Annotated in this window: 25 protein-coding genes and 1 tRNA gene; 4 read left to right on the top strand and 22 right to left on the bottom strand. The window is 63.9% G+C overall.

Annotation, left to right across the window (positions count from 1 at the left end; all coding sequences use genetic code 11):
* The 13 genes from dapD to rsmI all read right to left on the bottom strand — a co-directional run.
* The coding region (gene dapD, locus Q0025_RS09820) for a 2,3,4,5-tetrahydropyridine-2,6-dicarboxylate N-succinyltransferase (RefSeq protein WP_297298465.1) at window positions 1–833 on the bottom strand (833 nt) is incomplete at its 3' end.
* 49 nt (window positions 834–882) lie between these two features.
* Entirely contained in the window at window positions 883–1569 is a 687-nt protein-coding gene (locus tag Q0025_RS09815) for a pyrimidine 5'-nucleotidase (protein ID WP_297298472.1), read from the bottom strand.
* Window positions 1570–1667: 98 nt separating this feature from the next.
* On the bottom strand, window positions 1668–2564 hold the full coding sequence (gene argB / locus Q0025_RS09810; RefSeq protein ID WP_297298462.1) for an acetylglutamate kinase: 897 nt from the start codon (window positions 2562–2564) through the stop codon (window positions 1668–1670).
* Window positions 2565–2648: 84 nt separating this feature from the next.
* A complete protein-coding gene (gene yihA / locus Q0025_RS09805; protein WP_297298460.1) occupies window positions 2649–3302 on the bottom strand; it encodes a ribosome biogenesis GTP-binding protein YihA/YsxC in 654 nt (217 codons plus the stop codon).
* 19 nt (window positions 3303–3321) lie between these two features.
* Window positions 3322–5136, bottom strand: a complete 1815-nt coding sequence (yidC, locus tag Q0025_RS09800) for a membrane protein insertase YidC (RefSeq protein WP_297298458.1) — start codon at window positions 5134–5136, stop codon at window positions 3322–3324.
* 21 nt (window positions 5137–5157) lie between these two features.
* Window positions 5158–5550: a ribonuclease P protein component gene (rnpA, locus tag Q0025_RS09795; RefSeq protein WP_297298457.1), complete on the bottom strand. Its 393-nt coding sequence runs from the start codon at window positions 5548–5550 to the stop codon at window positions 5158–5160.
* A 47-nt stretch (window positions 5551–5597) separates the two neighbouring features.
* Window positions 5598–5732, bottom strand: a complete 135-nt coding sequence (gene rpmH / locus Q0025_RS09790; RefSeq protein ID WP_010300405.1) for a 50S ribosomal protein L34 — start codon at window positions 5730–5732, stop codon at window positions 5598–5600.
* A 319-nt stretch (window positions 5733–6051) separates the two neighbouring features.
* Window positions 6052–6897 (bottom strand): carboxylating nicotinate-nucleotide diphosphorylase, encoded by an 846-nt coding sequence (gene nadC, locus Q0025_RS09785; RefSeq protein ID WP_297298455.1) that lies wholly within the window; start codon window positions 6895–6897, stop codon window positions 6052–6054.
* Window positions 6897–8408: an L-aspartate oxidase gene (locus Q0025_RS09780; RefSeq protein ID WP_297298454.1), complete on the bottom strand. Its 1512-nt coding sequence runs from the start codon at window positions 8406–8408 to the stop codon at window positions 6897–6899. Before Q0025_RS09780 ends, nadC begins: the two co-directional genes overlap by 1 nt.
* 12 nt (window positions 8409–8420) lie before the next feature.
* Window positions 8421–9416, bottom strand: a complete 996-nt coding sequence (gene nadA, locus Q0025_RS09775; RefSeq protein WP_297298470.1) for a quinolinate synthase NadA — start codon at window positions 9414–9416, stop codon at window positions 8421–8423.
* Between the two features lie 59 nt (window positions 9417–9475).
* The gene (locus Q0025_RS09770) at window positions 9476–10468 is read right to left on the bottom strand and encodes a hypothetical protein (protein WP_297298452.1); all 993 of its coding nucleotides are present in this window, start codon (window positions 10466–10468) and stop codon (window positions 9476–9478) included.
* Window positions 10469–10540: 72 nt separating this feature from the next.
* The gene (locus Q0025_RS09765; RefSeq protein WP_297298449.1) at window positions 10541–10933 is read right to left on the bottom strand and encodes a YraN family protein; all 393 of its coding nucleotides are present in this window, start codon (window positions 10931–10933) and stop codon (window positions 10541–10543) included.
* 50 nt (window positions 10934–10983) lie between these two features.
* Window positions 10984–11913 (bottom strand): 16S rRNA (cytidine(1402)-2'-O)-methyltransferase, encoded by a 930-nt coding sequence (rsmI, locus tag Q0025_RS09760; protein WP_297298447.1) that lies wholly within the window; start codon window positions 11911–11913, stop codon window positions 10984–10986.
* Between the two features lie 247 nt (window positions 11914–12160).
* Here rsmI and Q0025_RS09755 point away from each other — a divergent pair, with 247 nt between their 5' ends.
* On the top strand, window positions 12161–13426 hold the full coding sequence (locus Q0025_RS09755) for a penicillin-binding protein activator (RefSeq protein ID WP_297298445.1): 1266 nt from the start codon (window positions 12161–12163) through the stop codon (window positions 13424–13426).
* Here the strand turns inward: Q0025_RS09755 and hemW are convergent, their stop codons facing one another.
* The 9 genes from hemW to Q0025_RS09710 all read right to left on the bottom strand — a co-directional run bounded on the left by hemW (window position 13427) and on the right by Q0025_RS09710 (window position 19410).
* Complete coding sequence (gene hemW / locus Q0025_RS09750) at window positions 13427–14590, bottom strand: radical SAM family heme chaperone HemW (RefSeq protein ID WP_297298443.1); 1164 nt, start codon at window positions 14588–14590, stop codon at window positions 13427–13429.
* A 283-nt stretch (window positions 14591–14873) separates the two neighbouring features.
* Window positions 14874–15590, bottom strand: a complete 717-nt coding sequence (gene arsH, locus Q0025_RS09745; RefSeq protein ID WP_297298441.1) for an arsenical resistance protein ArsH — start codon at window positions 15588–15590, stop codon at window positions 14874–14876.
* Window positions 15583–16635: an ACR3 family arsenite efflux transporter gene (gene arsB / locus Q0025_RS09740; RefSeq protein ID WP_297298439.1), complete on the bottom strand. Its 1053-nt coding sequence runs from the start codon at window positions 16633–16635 to the stop codon at window positions 15583–15585. Before arsB ends, arsH begins: the two co-directional genes overlap by 8 nt.
* 8 nt (window positions 16636–16643) lie before the next feature.
* Complete coding sequence (gene arsC / locus Q0025_RS09735; RefSeq protein ID WP_297298437.1) at window positions 16644–17069, bottom strand: arsenate reductase (glutaredoxin); 426 nt, start codon at window positions 17067–17069, stop codon at window positions 16644–16646.
* Between the two features lie 6 nt (window positions 17070–17075).
* On the bottom strand, window positions 17076–17588 hold the full coding sequence (locus Q0025_RS09730) for an arsenate reductase ArsC (RefSeq protein ID WP_297298468.1): 513 nt from the start codon (window positions 17586–17588) through the stop codon (window positions 17076–17078).
* Complete coding sequence (locus Q0025_RS09725) at window positions 17581–17955, bottom strand: metalloregulator ArsR/SmtB family transcription factor (protein WP_297298435.1); 375 nt, start codon at window positions 17953–17955, stop codon at window positions 17581–17583. The genes Q0025_RS09730 and Q0025_RS09725 overlap by 8 nt, the downstream gene beginning before the upstream one ends.
* 258 nt (window positions 17956–18213) lie before the next feature.
* A complete protein-coding gene (locus Q0025_RS09720; RefSeq protein WP_297298433.1) occupies window positions 18214–18408 on the bottom strand; it encodes a hypothetical protein in 195 nt (64 codons plus the stop codon).
* 477 nt (window positions 18409–18885) lie between these two features.
* Entirely contained in the window at window positions 18886–19242 is a 357-nt protein-coding gene (locus Q0025_RS09715; RefSeq protein ID WP_297298431.1) for a hypothetical protein, read from the bottom strand.
* 83 nt (window positions 19243–19325) lie between these two features.
* A tRNA-Leu gene (locus Q0025_RS09710) sits at window positions 19326–19410 on the bottom strand.
* A gap of 183 nt (window positions 19411–19593) precedes the next feature.
* Here Q0025_RS09710 and Q0025_RS09705 point away from each other — a divergent pair.
* The 3 genes from Q0025_RS09705 to Q0025_RS09695 all read left to right on the top strand — a co-directional run bounded on the left by Q0025_RS09705 (window position 19594) and on the right by Q0025_RS09695 (window position 23644).
* Window positions 19594–20604, top strand: coding sequence for a complex I NDUFA9 subunit family protein (locus Q0025_RS09705; protein ID WP_297298428.1), 1011 nt, complete (start codon window positions 19594–19596; stop codon window positions 20602–20604).
* Between the two features lie 254 nt (window positions 20605–20858).
* Window positions 20859–23291 carry a phenylalanine--tRNA ligase subunit beta gene (pheT, locus tag Q0025_RS09700; RefSeq protein ID WP_297298426.1) on the top strand — a complete coding sequence of 811 codons (2433 nt, stop codon included), beginning with the start codon at window positions 20859–20861 and terminating at the stop codon, window positions 23289–23291.
* Window positions 23292–23314: 23 nt separating this feature from the next.
* The gene (locus tag Q0025_RS09695) at window positions 23315–23644 is read left to right on the top strand and encodes a hypothetical protein (protein ID WP_297298424.1); all 330 of its coding nucleotides are present in this window, start codon (window positions 23315–23317) and stop codon (window positions 23642–23644) included.

Raw genomic sequence — 23644 nt, 5'->3', positions numbered from 1 at the left:
ATCGCCGTCTTGGCGCGGGTTTTGGCATCGACCGTCTTGACGATCACGGCGCAGGCGAGTGACGGGCCCGGTGTGCCGTCGGGCAGCGGTTTGCCCGGCAGGGCGCCGGGCACGACGACGGAATAGGCCGGCACGTGGCCGAAGTGGATCGCGCCGGTCGCACGGTCGATGATTTTGGTCGAGGCCGAGATGAACGTCCCCATCGCCAGCACGGCGCCCTCGCCGACGACGACGCCCTCGACGATTTCAGAGCGCGCGCCGATGAAGCAATTGTCCTCGATGATCGTCGGATTGGCCTGCAAAGGTTCGAGCACGCCGCCGATGCCGACGCCCCCCGACAGATGCACGTTCTTGCCGATCTGCGCGCACGAGCCCACCGTCACCCACGTGTCGACCATCGTGCCTTCATCGACATAGGCGCCGAGATTGACGAAGGAGGGCATCAGGATGACGCCCGGCGCGACATAGGCCGAGCGGCGAACGATGGCGCCCGGCACGGCGCGCAGGCCGGCCTTGGTGAAAGCCGCCGCATCCCAACCTTCGAACTTCAGCCCGACCTTGTCCCACCAGCTGGAGCCGGCCGGCCCGCCGGAGATCGGCGCGGACTCATTGAGTCGGAAGGAGAGCAGGATCGCCTTCTTGATCCATTGATTGGTGCGCCAGGCCTCCCGGCCCGCGGCGCCTTCGATCCGCTCGACGACGCGCAATATGCCTTGATCGAGCCCGTCGAGCACAGCCTCGACCGCATCGCGCACCACGCCTTGCGTCGCGCTGTTGATCGCCGCCCGTTCTTCGAACGCGGTTTCGATAATCTTTTCCAGATTTTGGCTCATCGCTCACTCCGCCGACCGGGGCGAGGTTTCCTCTGCGCGGGCGGCAGAGTCAATGGCTCTCAAGCAGCTTTTCGGCGATGATCTCGGTGAGAAAGCCGCCGAGATCGTTGGTGACGAAATCGATGTGCGGCAGGGCGAGCGACGTCGGAATTTCGAACGGCTCGCGATGGTCCTCTTGGCCGGGCTTCGGCACGACAAGCACGGTCTTCATGCCGCGCTGATGGGGCACGATCAGATTGCGCTCGATGTCCTCGAACATCACCGCCGTCTCCGGATCGACATGATGCTTATCGAAAAAGCGCTGATAGGTCCGAAGCTCGGGCTTCGGCACGAATTCGGCGTCGATAATATCGAATATGTCCTCGAAGCTTGCGCCGAGGCCGAGTGCCTCGGCCGTCAGCAACGCATGGTCGCGTGAGCCGTTGGTGAGAATGAGCTTGCGGCCGGGCAGCGCGGCGATCGCCGCCGCAAGCGGCGGGTCGGGCACGAGCGACGATCGATCGATGTCGTGGACATAGGTCAGGAAGTCGATCGCGCTGATGCCGTGGTCCTCGATCAGGCCGCGGAGCGTCGTGCCGTAATGCTGATAATAATATTTTTGCAGCGCCCGGGCCGACAGGCCGTCGAGACCGAAGAGCGCGATCATGAACTGGGTGATGCGCTGATCGATCTTCGGCCAGAGATCGCTGTCGGCCGGATAAAGCGTATTGTCGAGGTCGAAGACCCACGTATCGATCTCTGCAAAGTGACGGTGCCCGGTCGCAGTCCGGGCCTCGGATGCGCCGAAAAACTCGCCCGTCGGGCGCGGTATATTGTCCCTGGTCGCTTTTCTTGTCACCGTTTGATCAGGGTTCCCGCGCCGTGGTCGGTCAGAAGCTCGATCAGCACCGCGTGCGGCAGCTTGCCGTCGAGAATGACGACGCCTTCGACGCCTTGTTCGAGCGCGTAGATGCAGGTCTCGACCTTGGGGATCATGCCGCCGGTGATCGTCCCGTCGGCGATCAGGGTACGAATCTCGTCCATCCGCAATTCGTGGATCAGCCGCCCGTCGCGGTCGAGCACGCCCGGCACGTCGGTCAGGAAGATGAGGCGCTTGGCGCCGAGCGCGCCGGCGATGGCGCCGGCGAAGGTGTCGGCATTGACGTTATAGGTCTCGCCCTCGCTGCCCTGTGCGATCGGCGCCAGCACCGGGATCAACTCGCGGCCGAGCACTTGGTCGAGCACGGTCGTGTCGACCTTGCTCGGCTCGCCGACGAAGCCGAGATCGACTTCTTCCTGTTCACCCGTGTACGGCGATTCCACCGTGTGCACGAATTTGCGCGCCGTGACCATGTTGCCGTCTTTGCCGGAAAGGCCGATGGCGCGGCCGCCTTCGGCATTGATGAAGCCGACGATCTGTTTGTTGATCGAGCCGGCGAGCACCATTTCGACGATCTCGACCGTGGCGCGGTCGGTGATGCGCAGCCCGGCGGAAAACTCCGATTTGATACCGAGCTTCTTCAGCATCGCGCCGATCTGCGGGCCGCCGCCGTGGACGACGACCGGATTGACGCCGGATTGTTCGAGCAGAACCATGTCGCGGGCGAAACTGCGGGCGACGCTCTCGTCGCCCATGGCGTGGCCGCCATATTTTACGACGACGATCGCATCGTCGTAATGCAGCATATGCGGCAGCGCCTGCATCAGAATTTCAGCTTGCCGCTGGGCGCTCTCCTGCGCTGATTCTGCCATGTGTTCCATCCGGTTGGCGCCGCGCCGCATCACAACGTTGGCGGCCTTTTAGCCCGAGAGCGGGATAAGCTCAATTGCATGACCTTACAATGAATGCTCGGCCAGAAGCCTGGCGATCGCAGTGCGCAGGTCGCCAATGCCGTCGCCGCTTTCGGCCGAGGTAAAAATCACCTCGGGAAAGGCTGCCGGATGTTTGGCGATTGCCGCGACGGTTTCGGCGATGCGAAGCTCCCGCGCCGACGCATTCACCGCATCCGCTTTGGTCAAGACGACCTGATAGGAGACCGCGGCCTTGTCGAGCTTTTCGAACATTTCGATGTCGATGGGTTTCAGCCCGTGCCGGCCATCGACGAGAACGAAGACGCGTTTCAATGCGGCCCGGCCGCGCAGATAATCCTGCATCAAGCGGGTCCAGGCGGCGATCGTCTTTTTGGCGGTCGCCGCATAGCCGTAGCCGGGCATATCGACGAGCCGCAGGCGCACCGGCGCCCCCAAGGCGAAAAAATTCAGCGCCTGCGTCCGGCCCGGCGTGTTCGAGGTGCGCGCCAAGGTCTTGCGGCCGGTCAGCGCATTGAGCAGCGAGGACTTGCCGACATTGGAGCGGCCGGCGAAGGCGATCTCGGGCGGACCTGCGGGCGGCAATTGCGCAGCATCGGTCGCGCCCCAGATGAAATCGCAGGGCTGCGCGAAAAGCTTCCGGCCCGCCTCTTGGAAATCCTCTGTATCTGCCGTCGCCATCGGCACAAGCCTCCGGTGTTTAGGGCTTCTTGCGGAACATATTGGCGAGATTGTCCCACAATTCGACCTTCACGCCGGCGCGCGTCATGATCAGCGTCTGCTGCGCGACCGAGAGCAGATTGTTCCACGTCCAATAGATGACGAGGCCCGACGGGAACGAACCCAGCATGAAGGTGAAGATCACCGGCATCCAGGCGAACATCTGCTTTTGGACGGGATCGGTCGGCTCGGGGTTCATCTTCATTTGGATGAACATCGAGACGCCCATGATCAGCGGCCAGATACCGATGTTGAGGAAATGGCCGATCATCGGGAGCGCCATCGGGTCCCAATGCACCAGGCCGAACAGGGTGAAGATATTGGTCGGGTCGGGCTGCGAGAGATCCTTGATCCAGCCGAAGAAGGGCGCCTGACGCATCTCGATCGTGATGAACAGCACCTTGTAGAGCGAGAAGAAGACCGGGATCTGGATCACCATGGGCAGGCAGCCCGAGACCGGATTGATCTTCTCGCGCTTATAGAGCTCCATCAGCTCCTGCTGCTGCTTGATCTTGTCGTCGGCATAGCGCTCGCGGATGGCGTTCATCTGCGGCTGCGCCGCCTTCATCTTCGCCATCGATAGATAGGAGCGATTGGCGAGCGGGAAGAAGATGCCCTTGATCAGCACGGTCACGATGAGGATGGCGATGCCGAAATTGCCGACGACCTTGTAGATGCTGTCGAGCAGCCAGAACATCGGCTTGGTGATGAAATAGAACCAGCCCCAATCGATCATCAGTTCGAAGCGCTCGATGCCGAGGTCCTTCTGATAGGCGTCGAGCAGACGCGTCTCCTTGGCGCCGGCAAAGACGCGTGAGGTCACGTTAGCCGAAGCTCCCGCCGCTACGGTCACCGGGTCGGCACGGAAATCGGCCTGGTAATCCTTCTTGCCGTTGTCGTCCCAGGCGTGGAACGTGCCCTGGTAATTGACATGCTGATCCGGAATGACGACGGCACCCCAATATTTGTCGGTAAAGCCGAGCCAGCCGCCGGTGCCGGAGAGCGTCTCCGTCGCATTGGCTTCCTTCAGGATCGAATCGTACGTCGGCTCCTGCACGCCGGAATCGCCGACGACGCCGATCATGCCCTCGTGCAGGATCGAATAGCCCGAGGTCTTGGGCTTGCCATGGCGCGCAACGAGCGCATAGGGATAGAGCGTGACCGCCGCGCCGGTCTTGTTCTCGATCGTATCGGTGACCGTGAACATGTAATGGTCATCGACGGCAATGCGGCGATGGAAGATGAGACCATGACCGTTGTCGGACGTGAGGGTGATCGGGGTCTGCGAGGTGAGCTTGCCGCCGTCCGACTTCCAGACCGTCGACGCATTGGGTAGCGCCAGCGCCGGGTCGGCGCCGACATAGCCGAGTTCGGCGTAATAAGGCTCCGGCGCCGCCGACGGCGACAGCAGAACGATGTTCGGGCTCTTCGGATTCGGCGTCTCGCGATAGGCCTTCAGCGAGACATCGTCGATGCGCGCGCCGGTGAGATTGATCGACCCGAAAAGCGCCTGGCTGTCGAGCGTGACGCGCGACGACGTCGCCAGCGCCGCGTCGCGGGTCAGAAAGGCTTGCGGCGTCTCGCTCGACGGGCCGCCCTGGGGCGGGGCGTTGGGGCTGTGCGGCGGCTGCGAGCTCGGCGCGCCGGGCGTATGGTTCGTCTGTGCCTGCTGGGCGAGCTGCGCGGAATGTTCTTTTTTATATTGCGGCGTGGCGAAGAAATAGTTCCAGCCGATGATGACGAGGATCGACAGCGCCATCGCCAGGATGAGATTGCGGTTATTATCTTGCGGCATGGCGCGGAAACTCGTCCTTCATCAAGGGGTGCGGTGCTTACGTTTGGGCGCCGCATGAATATCGGCAATGGCTTGGCTGAGCTGGCGTTGCAATTGCGCAAAATCTGCCGTGAGCGCGGCCGGCTGGGCGAGGATCACATAGTCATGCCCGGGCCGCGCGCAAAGCGGCGCGCGGCGGACGGCTTCCTTCAGCCGCCGGCGGATGCGGTTGCGTAGCACGGCCGTGCCGAGTTTTTTCGTTACGGTGAAACCGAAACGCGGCGGCTCAGTCGCGGCCGCCTCCGGCTGGGCGATCATTTGCAGGCTGAAACAGGGCATGCGCAGGCGCCGCCCCTTGGCCGCGCGGAGAAAATCGGCCCGTGCTTTCAATCGGGCCGGCGGCGCTTCGCGGCCGGCGATCTCGGACGTGTGCATGGTCCGTCCCGCCGTGGCGCGCCTCAGAAAATTGGGTGTAACGCGGCTCAGGCCGAGAGCCGCTTGCGGCCGCGTGCGCGGCGGGCGGCGATTACCTTGCGGCCGCCGACCGTCGCCATGCGGGCGCGAAAGCCGTGGCGGCGCTTGCGCACCAGCTTGCTGGGTTGATAGGTCCGCTTCACTTTTTCGCTCCGTCCCGAAGATCGCGGCCGTGCTCTCAACGCAAAATGCGCCCGCCGGCTTGGCCGGGCAGGGACGTGCAAAAGCGGGGAAAACGCAGCCTCCAAGCATGGCCCTGAAAAATCAAAGACTTCTCAGCGGCGGCCACGCATAAAAACAGCTTGGCGCGGGTTATAGGGGCAAGGCGACGGGAAAGTCAATTTGCGTCGAGGATAACCGCCCAGCCTTTTGCGCCGCGGGGCGGCCGCGCCGATTTGAACGGGACCGCATTGCCGGGCCGAGCTCAAGGAAATAAAACAAAATTTAGACCCGCGGCTCGGCTTAAAAGTCGAGGCCGATGTCGAGTACCGGCGCGCTATGGGTCAGCCAGCCGATCGAAATGAGATCGACGCCGCTTGCCGCAACGGCGGCGGCATTCTCCAACGACACGCCGCCCGAGGCCTCGGTGATGGCGCGGCCGGCGACGATCTTCACCGCTTCGGCCAATTGCGCCGGACTCATATTGTCGAGCAGCACTGCATCGGGACCTTCGCCGAGCGCTGCGTGCAATTGATCGAGCGTATCGACTTCGACCTCGATCTTCACCAGATGGCCGACGCTCTCTTTGGCACGGCGCAGCGCTTCGAGGATTCCGCCGGCGATGGCGATATGATTGTCTTTGATCAGCACGGCGTCATAGAGGCCGAAGCGATGGTTGTGGCCGCCGCCGGCACGCACCGCATATTTCTCGATGGCGCGCAGGCCCGGCGTCGTTTTTCGCGTGCAGACGATCTCGGCTTTGGTTCCGGCGACGGCGGCAACGAAATGCGCCGTCGCGCTGGCGATGCCGCTGAGACGGCCGAGAAAATTGAGCGCCACCCGTTCGCCGATCAGAATCCCCGCCGCCGCGCCGCCGACTGCGGCGATCGTCTCGCCTGCCGCGACTTTCGCGCCATCGGGCTTTTCGACGGCAAAGGCGAGGGAGGGATCGACGAGTTCGAAGGTGAGTTTTGCGAGATCGAGGCCGGCGACGACGCCCGCCTTGCGGGCGACGAAGCGCGCCTGTGCCTGCGCCTGCGGCGGGACGATGGCATGGGTGGTCAGGTCGCCGGCAAGACCCAGATCCTCGGCGAGCGCGGCGCGCACCAACGGCTCAAGGATCACCCGCGGCAGCGGCGCGAGACGCATCAGGCGACTTGCGCCAGCGCGAGGTCCTGCGCCGCCGTGAAGGCCTGCGTCAGGTTGATGTCGCGCGGCGAAACCGGGATCGCATCCTTCTGCGCAAAGTCGAGGCGGAAATGCGCGCCGCGGCTTTCCTCGCGCCGCAGTGCCGCGATGACGATCATCAGGCCCACGAGCGCGGCATCATTGCCGTGCGCAAGCGGATAAAGCTCGGCCGCGGCTTGCCGCAATTCGGCACCGGCGCGCAGGACGCCGGCAGTCCGCGACAGGATCGGCCGGACGGATTGCGGCTCGCTCGGGCGCAGCGGTGCTTCGATGGGACCGCGCCGCACAGGCCTTTGCGGCGCCGCCTTGAGGCTTTCGGCGACGAAGCCGGCGCAGACCAGCGCTTCGAGCAGCGAATTGCTGGCGAGCCGATTGGCGCCATGTAGCCCGGTGCATGCGGCTTCGCCGACCGCCCACAGGCCTTCGACAGTGGTGCGGCCTGCAAGGTCCACTTTAATGCCGCCCATGTGATAATGCGCGGCCGGCCGGATCGGGATCGGTTGCGTAACCGGATCGATGCCGGCGGCGCGGCAATGCTGCGTCACGCCGGGGAAATGCGCGGCGAGGTCTTTGATGGCCCGCGCGTCGAGGAAGGTGCGATGGCCGGCGCGAAGCTGCTGCCAGACGCCGCGGGCGACGACATCGCGCGGCGCGAGTTCCGCGCCCGGCACGCCGGCCATGAAGCGCTCGCCGTTTTCATCGACGAGGATCGCCCCTTCGCCGCGCACGGCCTCGCTGACGAGGCTCAATTGCGGTCCCGGCGCATCGAGCGCGGTCGGATGGAATTGCACGAATTCCATGTCGCTGAGCCTGGCGCCGACGCGGGCGGCAAGCGCGAGGCCCTGCCCCCAGGAGCCGACCGGATTGGTGCCATGCGCGAAGAGGCCGCTGATCCCGCCGGTCGCGATCACGATGCGGTTGGTCCGCAGGAAGACGCTGCCATCGGGGCCATCGGCGAGAAGGCCTGCGACTTCGCCATCCTCGACGCTCAGGCGGCGCGCGGAAAAGCCTTCGAGTATCGCGATGGAGGGCGTGGCGCGGACGGCCGCCGCCAAAGTCAGCGTGATCTCGCGCCCGGTCTTGTCGCCGCCGGCATGAACGATGCGATGCCGGCTGTGCGCCGCTTCGAGGCCGCGCTTCAAACGCCCGTCTGCGGCGCGGTCGAACGGGACGCCGAGACGGATGAGATTTTCAATGGCTGCCGGGCCGCCGGCAACGATGCGCTCGACGACCGGTGCGACGCAAAGCCCATCGCCCGCTGCGAGCGTATCGGCGACCTGCAGCGCGACGCTGTCGTCGGACCCGACACAGGCGGCGACGCCCCCCTGCGCGAGAATGCTCGACGTCTCTTCGCCGATCGGCGCCTTGCTCAGGAGCACGCAGGGTTCCGGCGCGAGCTTCAGCGCCGTCATCAATCCGGCAATGCCACCGCCGACGATCAGAACCTTGCCTTCGAGATCATAAATGTGCATGGCGGATCTCGCTTACGACACCGCCAGCATGCGCTCGACCGAGCGGCGCGCCCGCGCCGCCGTCAAAGGATCGAGCGTAACCTCATGCTGCATGGTCTCGAGCGAACGGCGGATGTTCGCCAAGGTGATCCGCTTCATGTGCGGGCAGAGATTGCAGGGCCGGATGAATTCAAGCTCGGGATAGTGAACCGAGATGTTGTCGCTCATCGAACATTCGGTGAGCAGGGCGACGCGCTCCGGCCGCTTCTGTTCGACATAATTGGCGATCGCGGCGGTCGAGCCGGAAAAGTCGGAGGCTTCGACCACTTCCGGCGGACATTCCGGGTGCGCCAGGATGACGACGCCGGGATAATCCTCACGCAGCTGCGCGACTTCCTCGGTGCCGAAGCGCTCGTGCACTTCGCAATGGCCCTTCCAGGTGATGATCTCGACGCCGGTCTCGGCGGCGATATTCTTCGCCAGATATTCGTCGGGGATCATGATGACGCGCGGCACGCCGAGCGACTCGATGATTTTGCGCGCGTTGCCGGAGGTGCAACAGATGTCGGACTCGGCCTTCACCGCAGCCGACGTATTGACATACGTGACGATCGGTACGCCCGGATAGCGGCGGCGCAGCTCGCGCACATTCTCCGGCGTGATCGATTCGGCGAGCGAACAGCCGGCGCGGGTATCGGGGATCAGCACTTTCTTGGTCGGATTGAGCAGTTTCGCCGTCTCGGCCATGAAATGCACGCCGGCGAGCACGATGACATCGGCATCAGCCTCGGCCGCTTCACGCGCGAGCGCCAGGCTGTCGCCGACGATATCGGCGACGCAATGGTAGATTTCCGGCGTCTGATAATTATGCGCCAGAATCACGGCGTTGCGTTCGCGCTTCAGCCGCTGGATCGCCTCGATATCGCCAGAGAAGACCGGCCATTCGATCGCCGGAATTTTATGGCTCACTTTAGCGTAGAGGTCCTCGCTCTTGAGCGCCGTGCCGGGCAACAAGGCAGTCTGGACCATCACATTATACTCCCTTTGAGCATTATTGGGTAATATGCTGGGGTTGAGTATAACGTTTGTCAAGAGCGCGAGATGGGCAGCTTGGTCCCGACGATGGCGCGCTCAAACAGAACTTCCCGGCGGAAGCGGAAGAGCTTGGCCGGGCGTCCGCCTGTCTCCTGGCTCGATTGGCCAGTCTCTTCAACGAGTTCCTGCTGTTCGACGAGGCGGCGGAAATTCTGCTTGTGAACGAGCCGGCCGGCGAGCGCCTCGACGCAGCGCTGCAATTGCAGCAGCGTGAACGTATCCGGCATCAGTTCGAACACAACCGGGTGATATTTGATCTTGGCCCGCAGCCGAGCGATGCCAGTGGCGAGAATCCGGCGGTGGTCGAGGCTCATGCTGCGACCCTGCGCCGGCGCCGGGCCGGTCTCGGGCTTGCCGCGCCGCGCCTCGGCGATCAGGCCGGCCTCGTAGAGCAATTCGTAGCGCTGGAGGACGAGTTCCTCGTTCCAGGGCCGGCCGTCGGTGCCGAAGGTCACGGCGATCCGGTTGCTGCGATCGTGCCGCAGCGCCGCGGTCGGCGCCGCTTCGGCGAAAGCGCGCAGGTTCGGCAGGATGACCGCATCGATCATCGCCGGGACGCCGACGCGGTGGTCCTCCCACGGAAGATAAAGATACCAGTCCTGCCAGCTCGTGCGGTCGCCAGGGCCGGGGGCGCGCTCGCGCGTCAGGCCGAGATAGGAAATCGAGATGACGCGCTGCTCGGGGCCGAGACCGCGGTCGCGATCGGCGAAGGTGTAGAGTTGTTCGACATAGCCGAGCGGATGATGCGTCTGTTGCTCGACCCAGGCGCGCAGGCCCGATTGCAGCGAGCGATGCGCAAGCTCGAACGCGCCCGACGGCAGCGCGCGCGCATCCTGCAGCGTCAGGACGCGCGGTTCGCCCGCCGTCACGGCGACGAGCACGGCGACGAGATCGGCGATGATTCCGGATGGCGCATGGGCCTCCGGCTCGCTGACCTCGGCCGCGCCCGCGCGGAACGCGGAGGTGGCGGATTCGGCCGTAGTCATTCGTTCGATCTTCCTGCCGCCATGCCTTGGCGGCTTGATCCTCGCGCGCTAACGCGCGAGAGGGGCAATCATTCAATCGAAATCCAACGGCATCGCAGCCTTTATATGGCGCGGCCAGCGTCGCGGCGCGAGATAGACCGCGTCCCCCCGCAGCGTCAAGCGGACTGCCCAGGGGTTCGCGGCGAGCCAGACGCGGGCGGCCCGCGAAACGCGCCGGGACTTCCAAGCGTCGATCGCAGCCATCGCTTCGGCCAGTGTCGGCCGGTATTTCACCTCGATAAAGACGATGGCCGTGCCGTGCCGGGCAATGAGGTCGATCTCGCCGCCGCGGACGCTGTAGCGGCGGGCCAAGATCCGGTAACCCTTGAGGCGCAGATAAACGGCCGCCAAAAGCTCTGCACGCCGCCCGGCAAACCGTGCCTGCCGGCGGGCCTCGGGCGTCGTTCTGCCGATCCTGGCTTCCATCAGCCGTCCTTAAAACTCCAGGCCGAGTTTGCGCCGCTTCGGCGGCGGCTTCAACGGTTGCGAGCCGAGAGTTCCACAGCCCGCGCATAAACTTTGCGGCGCGGCTGCCCGGTCTCGGCGGCAATCACCGTGGCCGCCTCCTTGACCGAAAGGGTTTCGAGCGCCTTGGCGATGCGGCGGTCGAGCTCTTCCGCATCGATCTTCAGCGCGCCTTCCGACGGCGGCCCGACGAGAAGGACGATTTCGCCTTTGGGCGGCGGCTCGGCGGCGAAAGTCGCGGCGAGCTCCGGCAGTTCGCCGCGCCGTACCGTCTCGAAGACTTTGGTCAGTTCCCGCGCCAGCGCCGCCTCGCGCGGGCCGAGCAGCTCGGCGAGGTCCTTCAGCGTCTCGGCAACACGCTGCGGCGATTCGAAAAAGACCAAAGTACCGGGGATGGCCGCCAATGCCGCGATCCGCTGCCGCCGCGCCGCCGATTTCGGCGGCAAAAATCCCTCGAAGAAGAAGCGATCGGTCGGCAGGCCGGCGACGACGAGCGCGGTGAGTACGGCGGAGGCGCCGGGGACGGAGGTCACCGGCAGGCCTTCCGACAACGCCTCGGCGACCAGCTTGTAGCCGGGATCCGAAATGAGCGGCGTGCCGGCATCGGAGACGAGGGCGAGCGCGGCGCCATTGGCAAGCCTTGCGATGAGGTGCGGCCGCATCACCGCGGCATTGTGCTCATGATAGGCGACGAGCGGCGTCGCAATGCCGTAATGGGCGAGCAGGACCTTCGTCACCCGCGTGTCTTCGGCGATGACGGCATCCGCCGCGGCAAGCGTCGAAAGCGCCCGCAGGGAAATGTCGGCGAGGTTGCCGATCGGCGTCGCCACGACATGCAGGCCGGGGCCGAGTTTTACGGCTTCGGCACGAAGGCCGAAAGCGGTGAAGGTCGCCGCGCCGCCTGCTGCCGGCAGATCCAAAGGCTTCTGATGTTCGCTCATTCCAGACCTTCGCCGCGCTCAACCGCCTGCGTGAACCGTTCTATATAACGTTCAATCGTTCCATATATAGAACGCTGCTTCGGCGCCCGCAAGCGGCCCTTTAGGCCGGCGGCGATGTTCTCTTGCTTTCGAGCCGCCTCAAATCAGATATAATCTCCGCCTAGTTAAGCCTTGAGCTTGTGCCGGGTCGCGGACGATCGCGATCATCCTGCGGGCCGCTGGGACGATGTGCGGCCAAGGGGGTCTCTTGTTTCATAGCTTCGGGTCTGCCCGGCGGTTCGGCCAGCGCATCGGCGTCGCGGGCCGGCTTGCATTTGCGGCGATCGTGGCGCTGAGCCTTGCGGCTTGCGAAGAGGTCAATCCGAGCGCCTCGACCAATAACAATGATTCTTTCTCCGCCTCGGCGCCGGTCACGCCGGTGCAGACCGAGCCTTTGCCCGGCGCGCCGTCGGCGCCGGGTGGCGCTGCCGGCAGCGGCCCCGTGCATGTCGCGATGATCCTGCCGCTGACCCAGGCTTCGGGCACGCCGAGCGTCGTCGGCACCTCGCTCGAAAACGCCGCCAATCTTGCCGTCGCCGAGAGCGGCGGCAACAGCGTGACGATCGCGTTCAAGGATGATCATTCGACGCCGGACGGTGCCAAGGCCGCCGCGCAGCAGGCCGTAACGGAGAACGACGACCTCATCCTCGGGCCGCTGTTCTCGCCCAATGTGCGCGCCGTCGGCGAAATCGCCCAAGCCGCGAACAAGCCGGTCATCGCCTTTTCGACCGACACATCGACCGCCGCGCCGGGCGTCTATCTGCTCTCGTTCCTGATCGAGAATTATGTCGACCGCATCGTCGATTATGCCGCGAGCCAGGGCAAACATTCGTTTGCCGCGCTGATCCCGAACAACGATTACGGCCGTGTCGCTTCGGCCGAGTTTCAGCAGATCGCCGCACAGCGCGGCCTGCGCGTCGTCGAGCTCGAAAATTACACGCCGCAGACGCTCTCGACCGCGGTCGGCAAGATCGCCGCCTTCGGCAACCAGATCGATGCACTGTTCATTCCCGAGCAGGCGGAGGCCATGCCGGCCATGGCGCGGGCCCTCACCGCTGCCGGGCTCAATTCGCATAAGGTGCAAATCCTCGGCACCGGCCTCTGGAACGATGCGCGCGTGCTCGGCCTGCCGGCCTTGCAGGGTGCCTGGTTCGCCGCGCCGGACAATGGCGGCTTCCAGGCGTTCGCGCAGCGTTATCGGGCCAAATACGGCAGCGACCCGACGCGGATCGCAACGCTTGGCTATGATGCCGTCTCGCTGGTCATCGCCCTGGCGCGGCGCGGCGGCGCCGACAAATTTTCCGAAAATGTGCTGACCAATTCCGCCGGCTTCAACGGCGCTGACGGCGTCTTCCGCTTCAAGCCGAACGGCCAGAACGAGCGCGCGCTTGCCATCTTCCAGATTGAAAACGGTAGCGCCGTTGCGTTGAGCCAGGCGCCGCGCAGCTTTGCGGGGCGCAGCTCGGCGACTTAACTAAGCCGCCAAATCCGCCACCACGGCGTCGAGCACCGGAAAGCCTTCGGCGCTGACGCGCAGCCGGCCCGAGGGCATCATCTCCACCATGCCGTCGGCGACGAGCGAGGCGATGCGGCCCGGATCGAGCCGGCGTCCGGCGACCGCCTCGAAACGGGCGGGCTCGATGCCTTCGGCAAGCCGCAGGCCCATCAGCAGGAATTCGTCGCCCTGTTCTTCGCTCGAAAGCAATTCGTCCTCGACCAGTGCCTGGCCGTCGGCCTCGACGACGGTGAGCCACATTTCCGGGTGCCGTTCGGTCGATTGCGCCCGGCGCCCCTTGGGCGTGACGATGCGGCCATGCGCGCCGGGACCGACGCCGGCATATTCGCCATAGCGCCAATAGATGAGATTATGGCGGCTCTCGGCGCCGCGGCGCGCGTGGTTCGAGACTTCGTAGGCGGGCAGGCTCGCGAGCGCGGTTAGCTCCTGCGTCACGTCCCAAAAGGCGCGGCCGAGATCCATATTGGGGATTTTGAGCTTGCCGGCGTTGTAAAGCCGCTCGAACATCGTGTCCGGCTCGATCGTCAGCTGATAGAGCGAGATATGGTCGCGGACGCGGCCGAGCGCCGATTTCAGCTCCGCCGCCCAGGCCTTCACGCTCTGGTTCGGCCGCGCATAGATCAGGTCGAACGAAAAGCGCTCAAAAACCTGTGCCGCGACATCGATGGCGTTGCTGGCCTCGGCCGCATTATGCAGCCGGCCGAGCGCCTTCAGATCGGCATCGTTGAAGGATTGCACGCCGATCGAGACGCGGTTGACGCCGGCGGCGCGATAGTCGCGGAAGCGCGCCGCCTCGACGCTTGACGGGTTGGCTTCGAGCGTCACTTCGACGTCGGGGGCGATCTTCCAATGTTTGGCAATGGTCTCAAGGATCGCGCCGACGCTTTGCGCCTGCATCAGCGAGGGTGTGCCGCCGCCGAAGAAGACCGAGCGCACGGTGCGGCCCTTGGTGAGGCCCGCACGATGTGCAAGCTCGGCACCGATGGCCGCCACAAAGCGCCGCTCGTCGACGCTCTGCGAGCGGACATGGCTGTTGAAGTCGCAATACGGGCATTTCGACAGGCAGAACGGCCAGTGGACGTAAACCCCGAAGCCCGGATCGGCAGCGATTTGGCGCACCATGCCGCCTTATGTCACGGGCAGGTGATTCGGTCACCTGGGCAGCGGCCGAAGCCCACATTTTGTTGCCGGGCTGGAGTCGGGCGGAAAACGTTAGGCGCGTAGGCGGGTTGGCGAATCTGACAGTCTCCGCACGGGATCGGATTGCGGTCGGCCGGCCGGCGTTGCAGCCAGAAAGCCGCGCCGAAGCCGGCAATGGCGATGACCAGAACGCTCGCCGTTGCGATAAGCCTTGTCATCCTCTCGCGCCTCCGATGGCGCCGGGATTCCCGGCGAAGCGATGGCGTCAAATCGCCTTGAGGTTCGTCCGTGCCTCGTGTTTCGCGGCGTGTTCCTTGCGCTCGCTATAACGGTTCGTCAGGTAGTTTGACGGCCCGCGCGTCAGAAGCGTGAACTTCATCAGCTCTTCCATCACATCGACAACCCGATCATAAAAGGACGAGGGCCGCATCCGGCCCGCTTCATCAAATTCCTGATAGGCTTTGGCGACGGACGATTGGTTCGGAATCGTAACCATGCGCATCCACCGGCCAAGGACGCGCATCTGATTGACCGCGTTAAAGGACTGTGAGCCGCCGCTCACCTGCATCACCGCCAGAGTCTTGCCTTGGGTCGGGCGGACCGCGCCTGTCTCGAGCGGAATCCAATCGATTTGCGCCTTCATGATGCCGGTCATGGCGCCATGCCGCTCCGGGCTGCACCAGACCTGGCCCTCGGACCAAATCGAAAGTTCGCGCAATTCCCTTACTTTGGGATGGTCAATCGGCGCATCGTCCGGCAGCGGCAGGCCGCGCGGGTCGAAAATGCGAATCTCGGCGCCGAACGCCTCAAGCAACCGCGCCGCCTCATAGGTCAAAAGGCGGCTGTAGGAGCGCCCCCGCAGCGATCCGTAAAGCAGCAAAATGCGCGGCGGATGAGAGAGAGCGGGCGCATGTAAGGCAGCAGTGTCGATCGTGGCGAAGGCAGCCCGGTCGAGATTGGCGACGGTCTTATCTTCAAGCATTGCTGGTCTCGCGATGGCGCGCGGCCCCCCGCTCGTACCAGACTTTGCTGCGGTTCACGAGGGCGACCACCGAGAGCATGACCGGCACCTCGACGAGGACGCCGACGACCGTCGCGAGAGCCGCGCCCGAATTGAAGCCGAAAAGGCTGATCGCGGCGGCGACCGCCAGTTCGAAAAAGTTGCTCGCCCCGATCAGCGCCGACGGACCGGCGATGCAATGCTGCTCGCCCGCCAATCGGTTGAGAAGATAAGCCAGGGCGGAATTGAAATAGACCTGGATAACGATCGGCACCGCCAGAAGCGCAATGATGATCGGCTGATGCACGATTTGCCGCCCCTGGAAGCCGAACAGGACCACGAGCGTTGCGAGGAGACTGACGAGGGAAACGGGCTGCAGCCGCGCCAGAAGCCGTTCCAAGGCATGGGAGTCACCGGCGGCGAGCAGGCGGCGGCGCAGGAATTGCGCTCCGATGACCGGCAGGACGATATAGAGCACGACCGAGAGAATGAGGGTGTCCCAGGGAACCGTGATCGCCGAAAGCCCGAGCAGCAGGCCGACGATCGGCGCAAAGGCGAAGACCATGATCGTGTCGTTGAGCGCGACCTGGCTCAAAGTGAAGTGCGGTTCGCCGTTCGTCAGGTTCGACCAGACGAAGACCATGGCCGTGCAGGGCGCGGCCGCGAGCAGGATCAGGCCGGCGATATAGGAGTTGATCTCGCCCACCGGCAGATAGGGACGGAAGAGAAAGCCGATGAAGAGGGTGGCGAGGAGAGTCATCGAAAATGGCTTCACCGCCCAATTGATGAACAGCGTGACGCCGATGCCGCGCCAATGTTCGCGCACTCCGCGCAGCGCCGCGAAATCGATTTTCAGCAGCATCGGAATGATCATCAGCCAGATCAGCACCGCGACGGGAATGTTGACCTTGGCGATCTCGAGCGCGGCGACGGCCTGAAACAGCCCGGGCCATGCATGGCCGAGGACGATCCCTGCAACGATGCACAGGGCGACCCACAGCGTCAGATAGCGCTCAAATCGTGTCACGGATCACCTCAGGCGGTTGCAATGCGATGGCCGTGCTCGTCGACGACCCGCTCGCCATCTTCCTTGATGAATTCGCCTTGTTGCGGCGGCAGAAGATCGAGAACGAGCTCGGAGGGACGGCAGAGACGAACCCCTTTCGGGGTGACGACGATCGGCCGATTGATGAGGATCGGATGCGCCATCATCGCGTCAAGGAGTTCTTCGTCGTCGAGGCTTGGATCGGCCAGGCCAAGCTCGGCATAGGGGGTGCCCTTCTGGCGCAACAGGGCGCGGACCGGAATGTTCATGCGCGCGATCAGGTCGCCGAGGAGCCGGCGCGACGGCGGTGTCTTGAGATATTCGATGATATGCGGCTCGACCCCGGCATTGCGGATCATTGCGAGGGTGTTGCGCGACGTGCCGCAATCGGGATTGTGATAGATGATCACGTCCATCGTTCATCACCTTGGAAATGAGCCGGGCATGTGCCCAATTTCTTGTACTCGCTTTTGCAGCGTCAATTCGTCGAGGCCCTTTATCGGCAGGTTGCTGAACGCGCCGATCCGGTTGGAGAGATATTTCATCGCAAGCACGAAGGCCTTTTCCTGTTCGATGGTGCTGCCATGAACAGCGGCGGGGTCCTCGATCGGCCAATGCGCTGTCATGGGATGGCCTGGCCATAGCGGACAAACCTCGCCTGCCGCATTGTCGCAAACCGTAAACACGAAATCCATTTGCGGTGCGTCCGGGTGAGCGAAGGCATCCCAGCTCTTCGAGTGCAAGCCTGCCGTCGAGAAGCCCGCTTCGGAAATCATTTTTAGGGCGAGAGGGTGAACCTCACCTTTTGGGTGGCTTCCGGCCGAATAGGCCCTCAAATGCGCTTTACCCTGGGCGTTCAAAATGGCCTCCGCCATAATCGAGCGCGCCGAATTGCCGGTGCAGAGGAAGAGAACGTTGAAGACCCGCTCAGACATGGGCTTTCTTTCTTCGGCTCGCGCGTTGCGGCGGACAGCACGGCGCCTTGAGTTCCGCGACGAGGGGTTCACAGAGTTCGGCGCGACCGCCGCAGCAATCCTTGACGAGATAAAGCGTCACGTCGCGCAAGCGCGCGAGATCGGCGCGGTAGATGACCGACCGGCTATGCCGCGCGCTGCGCACGAGCCCGGCGCGCGTCAGAATGTTGAGATGGGATGAGAGCGTATTTTGCGGCACGCCGAGTTGCTCCGCGAGTTCGCCTTGCGGCAGACCGTCCGGCTCGTGCTTCACAAGCAAGCGGAAGGCATCGAGCCGGGTCGGCTGCGCCAGCGCCGCAAGCGCGAGGATCGTCTCTTCTCTATCCATATATCTAGAATAATGGATATTTTGAGAGAAGGCAACGGCCGATCGTTGGTCATGCAGCCCGATGGCGCGTTTCGTTGTCGCGTGAAGGTTTCGCTGCCGGATAACGTGTCGCTCGACCTATCGGCTCGGGCCCTTACGCTCGATTCAGAGATTTTCTCAATCGCGATCTTGTGATGGGCCTCGTCCCGTCAAGATCGGTGATTGCGGCCGGCGAACGCCGGCCGCGAACGGCGCTTGATCCTCAATCAAGCCAACGATTCAAGAATTGCCCGGGCTCGTGATCTCGAGCTGCGTGAGAGCCAAACGCAGGAATTCGAGCAGCGGCCTGCGCGCGATGCTCACCGAGAGTGAGCGATTGTCGTTGAGAATGTGCAGCAGAGCGAACTTTCCGTTTTCAGTCACCTTAACACCAATCCGGTCTGCGTGAATCTCCGCGTCCGGTCGTTCTTCCATAGCCCCCTCCGAATCTGAGCTGAATCGATGAGACCGGATAGGGCGGTTCAAAGAGGCTGCGCCGTGCGTCTTGTCACGCGCGATGGCATAGCAACATGCCCGATTCAGCTGCCAGATAAGGCTCAGGATGTCGAGCGGCTCTCAGTCCGGAAACGCGGGCACAATATGTTTATGATTTTTGAGGACGCGATAGACGCTGGCAACGCCAATCCCAAGCTGTCCCGCGATGTCACCGTTGTCGTTCCTGCGCTTTCGCGATGACGTCGCGCTGGCCTCTCAGGCATAACCTCGTGCTCAAGCTGCGCAATCGAGCCGACGGACCATCAAGCGCCCCTGTAGGCGTCGCTGCGGCCATTCCGAAGCCCCCGGATGCGCAACGAGACTTTCTTGCGCTTTGAGTCCGATATGCCCTTCGCGAAAGGTGTGCCGCTTGGAGGTGCCGCACCCTCTCTTTCGCAAAGCGCTCATGGGGGCTTTTTAGTTTATGGGAACGACTTTGGTGATGATTGCGCTTTCGCCCTTGCAGTTCTGAACGCCTCGCTTCAGCCAATCGACGAAATACAGATCGACATGCTGATTCGACTGTGCCGCCTGCTGGAGCTGCGGAATGACAGAACGATCAATCACGCAATATACATCCTCCTGCGACGAGGTGGGGCTCGTCTTTACGTACGCGGTCCAGGTCTTGAAGAAGACGCCCTTCCGCTCGACGGCCGTTACATAGCCAGTGTGTTCGCCGCTCGCGGTCCGGTAGGGAATGACCCACAACGGAAACGAGCAGAAAAGTGCAATGACGACCAAGAGACCGAGAAACCACCGGAATAATGTGCGCATAAACAGGGCCCGGACGAGAATCCTCTAACCTATTGAAATGCGGCAGCTATACAAAGCGGGAGGAGAACCTTGAAAGGGTCTCCTGGTGCCCTGGAGAGGACTCGAACCTCCACGGCTTTCACCACTGGTACCTGAAACCAGCGCGTCTACCAATTCCGCCACCAGGGCATGCGGCAGCTTCCCATACGGGCCGCCTCCGCCTCTTGTCAATCGGCCGCCAGACTTCTCTTGGAAAAAGCCAGTCTCGGAAAAAGCCCGCCGGGGGTGGCCTGCGCGCTGTACAGGCGCAGGCCGCCTGATTAGAACGGCGGCACGGACAAGCCAATGGACTTGCCAGGAGGAGCGTCGGCGATGAACGAAGCGATGCGGCGGAGCGATCGGCTGGTGACGGTCTTCGGGGGCGCCGGTTTTCTCGGCCGCTACATCGTCCGCGCCCTGGCGAAAGAGGGCTGGCTGGTGCGCGTCGCGGTGCGCCGGCCGGATCTCGCCTTCCATCTCCAGCCCTCGGGCGGCGTCGGCCAGATCACCGCGGTCCAGGCCAATCTGCGCTATCCCGATTCGCTCACGGCGGCGCTGCGCAATGCCGATGCGGCGATCAATCTCGTCGGCATTTTGCGCGAGAGCGGCAAGCAGACCTTCGAGGCGGTGCATCACGAAGGCGCGCGCAATGTCGCCGCCGCGGTGCGCGCCGCCGGCATCGGCGCTTTCGTCCATATGTCGGCGCTCGGCGCCGATCCGCAGTCGGGCTCGGCCTATGCGCGCAGCAAGGCGGCGGGCGAAGCCGCCGTGCGCGAAATTTTGCCCGATGCGGCGATCCTGCGGCCGTCGGTCGTCTTCGGGCCGGAAGATCACTTCTTCAATCGCTTCGCTGCGCTGGCGCGGCTGTCGCCGATCGTGCCGCTGATCGGCGGCGGCGTCACCAAATTGCAGCCGGTCTATGCCGGCGACGTGGCCAGGGCGGCCGCGGCGGTGCTCGCCGGCAAGGCGACGGCGGGGGCGCCCTATGAACTCGGCGGTCCGGAAGTGCGCAGCCTGCGCGAAATCATCGAATTCATCCTCGCCGAGACCGAGCGCAAGCGGTTTTTGCTGACACTGCCCTTCGGTCCCGCGCGCGGTTTCGGCGCGATCAGCGAATTGATGGCGCGGCTCACGCTCGGCCTGATGCCGGAGGATTTCGTCCTCACTCCGGATCAGGTCAAATTGCTGGAGCAGGACAATATCGTCTCGGCTGCGGCAATGGCTGCGCGGCGCACTCTGAACGGCCTTGGCATTGCCGCCGAATCCTTCGAGGCGCTGGTGCCCGCCTATCTGCTGCGCTACCGCAAGACGGGCCAATTCGGCGCCGACGGGGCGGTCGGCTAGGGTCTTGTTTTGGCGTCTTTTTCTCTGCCTCCCGCTCTAGATCACGATGATTTCGGATCGATTCGATCTGAAATCATAAACGTGATCGATTCTAATAATTTAAAGCGGGATTTTTGCGAAAAACCGCGGACACTTTTCCGCATCCCGCTCTAGGCTGGAATTCACGGCGGTCTGTCTCTATACCGGCGGCCGCGATCTTCTGACCCGGCGGCCGCGGTTGGCCGCGCAACCGGACCGTCCAAGAAATTCCGTCTATGAAATTCACCCTGAGCTGGCTGAAACAGCACCTCGATACCGATGCCGATCTCGCGACGGTCGTCGCCACGCTGACCAAGGTCGGCCTCGAGGTCGAACACGTCCATGATCCGGCCGCGGCGCTGAAGGATTTCGTCATCGCCGAAGTTCTGGAAGCGCGCCCGCATCCGAATGCCGACCGGCTGCGCCTCTGCTTCGTCGCGATCGGAACCGGTCATCCGGTCCAGGTTGTTTGCGGCGCCCCCAATGCCCGCACCGGCATGAAATCGGTTTTCGCGCCGCCCGGCGCCACTATTCCCGCCAAAGGCATTACGCTGAGCAAAGGCACCATCCGCGGTGTCGAATCGGCCGGCATGCTCTGCTCCGGCGCCGAGCTGGAAATTTCGACGGACCAGGAGGGCATTCTCGATCTGCCCGCCGACGCGCCGGTGGGGGCTCTCTATGCCGAATGGGCCGATCTCAGCGACCCGCTGATCGAGATCAACCTCACGCCCAACCGGCCGGATGCGGCGGGCGTGCTCGGCATTGCACGCGATCTCGATGCGGCCGGCATCGGCCAGTTGAAGACGGAGCCGGTCGAGCCCGTGCCGGGCCGCTTTCCCTGCCCGGTGAAGGTCAGCCTCGATTTCGCCGAAGCCGACAAACATCTCGCCCCGGCCTTCGCGCTGCGGCTGGTGCGCGGCGTCAAGAACGGGCCGAGCCCGGAATGGCTGCAGAAGCAATTGCGCGCCATCGGGCTGCGGCCGATCAATGCGCTGGTCGATATCACCAATTTCCTGACCATCGACCGGGCGCGGCCGCTGCATGTCTTCGATGCGGCGAAAGTTATGGGCGATCTCCATGTGCGCCGGGCGCGGCCGGGCGAAAGCCTCGTTGCGCTCGACGGCAAAACCTATGCGCTTGACGAGACTGCCGTAGTCATTGCCGACGACACGGGCGTCGAATCGCTCGCCGGCATCATGGGCGGCGAGGCGAGCGGCTGTTCGGAGACGACAACCGATGTGCTGATCGAAGCGGCGCTGTGGGATGCGGTCAACATCGCCCGCACCGGCCGCCGTCTCGGCATCAATTCGGATGCGCGCTATCGCTTCGAGCGCGGCGTCGATCCGGCCTCGGTGCTGCCCGGCCTCGACTATGCAACGCAGCTCGTGCAGGAACTTTGCGGCGGCGAGGCGTCGGAGATCGTACTCGCCGGTGAGATCCCCGATGCGCGCAAACGCATCACCTTCCCGTGGAGCGAAGTGCGCCGGCTAGCCGGCATCGAGCTTTCGCCCTCGGAAATGGCATCGATCCTGGAACATCTCGGCTTTCGGCCGGCGAGCCTGCCCGGCAACAGCGATCTTGTCGTGATCGACGTGCCGAGTTGGCGGCCCGACATCGAAGGCAAGGCCGATATCGTCGAAGAGATTCTGCGCATCGCCGGCCTCGACCGGATCGCGTCGCAGCCGCTGCCGCGCGAGGACGCGCAGGTTTCTGCCGCGATTCTGACGCCGCTGCAAAAGCGCGTGCGAACAGCGAAGCGTGCGCTCGCCGCCGAGGGCTTGACCGAGGCGATCACCTGGTCGTTCATTTCGCATGAGGCGGCGGTGTTGTTCGGCGGCGGCGATGAGGCCGTGGTGCTCGCCAATCCGATTGCGGCCGATCTGTCGGATATGCGGCCGAGCCTGCTGCCGGGCCTCGCCGCGGCGGCGAAGCGCAACGCAGCACGTGGTTTCGGCGATGCGGCGCTGTTCGAGGTCGGCCCGGTTTTCAAGGGCACGCGGCCCGAAGATCAAAAGATCGCCGCAGCGGGGCTGCGCCGCGGCCGTGCGCGGGTCGCCGCGCGCGGCCGGCATTGGGAAGAAGGCGCATCCGAGGCCGACATTTTCGATGCCAAGGCGGATGCTCTGGCTGTGCTTGGCGCGCTCGGGGTGCCCCTCGGCGGCTTGCAGATCCTCGCCGGTGGCCCGGCCTGGTTCCATCCCGGACGTGTCGGCACGCTGCAATTCGGTCCCAAAAATATCATCGGCTATTTCGGTCAATTGCATCCGCGCGTGCTCGAAGCTCTCGACATCGAAGCGGCGCTTGTCGGCTTCGAAATCGTGCTCGATGAAATCCCTCTGCCCAAGGCCAAGCCGACAAAGACCAAGCCGAAGCTGGAGCTTTCCGATCTGATGCCGGTCGAGCGCGATTTCGCCTTCCTCGCCGATCGTCATGTGAATGCGGCTGACCTACTGCGTGCAGTGCAATCGGCGGATCGCGCCCTCATAACGGGTGTGACTCTGTTCGACGTCTACGAGGGCAGCGAGATTCCCGCGGGCAAGAAGTCCGTCGCTATTGCGGTCACTCTGCAGCCGCGCGATAAGACGCTCACCGAGACCGAGATCGATGCTGTCGCCAGCAAGATCATCGCTGAAGTTGAAAATAAGACCGGAGCGACGCTCAGAGGATGAAGATATTTGGACGCGCTGCGCCGATGCTCGGCTTGCTGGGTATCGCGTTTCTCGCCGTACCACTTGCTGCCGCCCCCCGGTCGATCAAGGATTGCGAGAAAATCCAGGCCGCGGATGCCTATAACCGCTGCCTCGCCTCGTTCGGCCCCGTCGCGCATATGCACGGGATGACATCCGGCTCAGGCGGTGACGAAGGCGGTGGTGATGTGGGGGGCGGCGACAGCGCTGCACCGCGGCCGTCACGGCACGGCTATCATCGCGCCCACGAACGCCAGCATATTGTCATCGACGTCGGCAGCAGCGCGCCGCATGCGCACCGCCACTGGCATTGGCATCATCATCGCCACCACTAG

This window comes from uncultured Methylovirgula sp. (genome assembly GCF_947646745.1).
In the GTDB taxonomy this organism is placed as follows: Bacteria; Pseudomonadota; Alphaproteobacteria; order Rhizobiales; family Beijerinckiaceae; genus Methylovirgula.
Note: the sequence above shows the minus strand (reverse complement) of the source record. Positions and strands in the feature narration are given on the sequence as shown.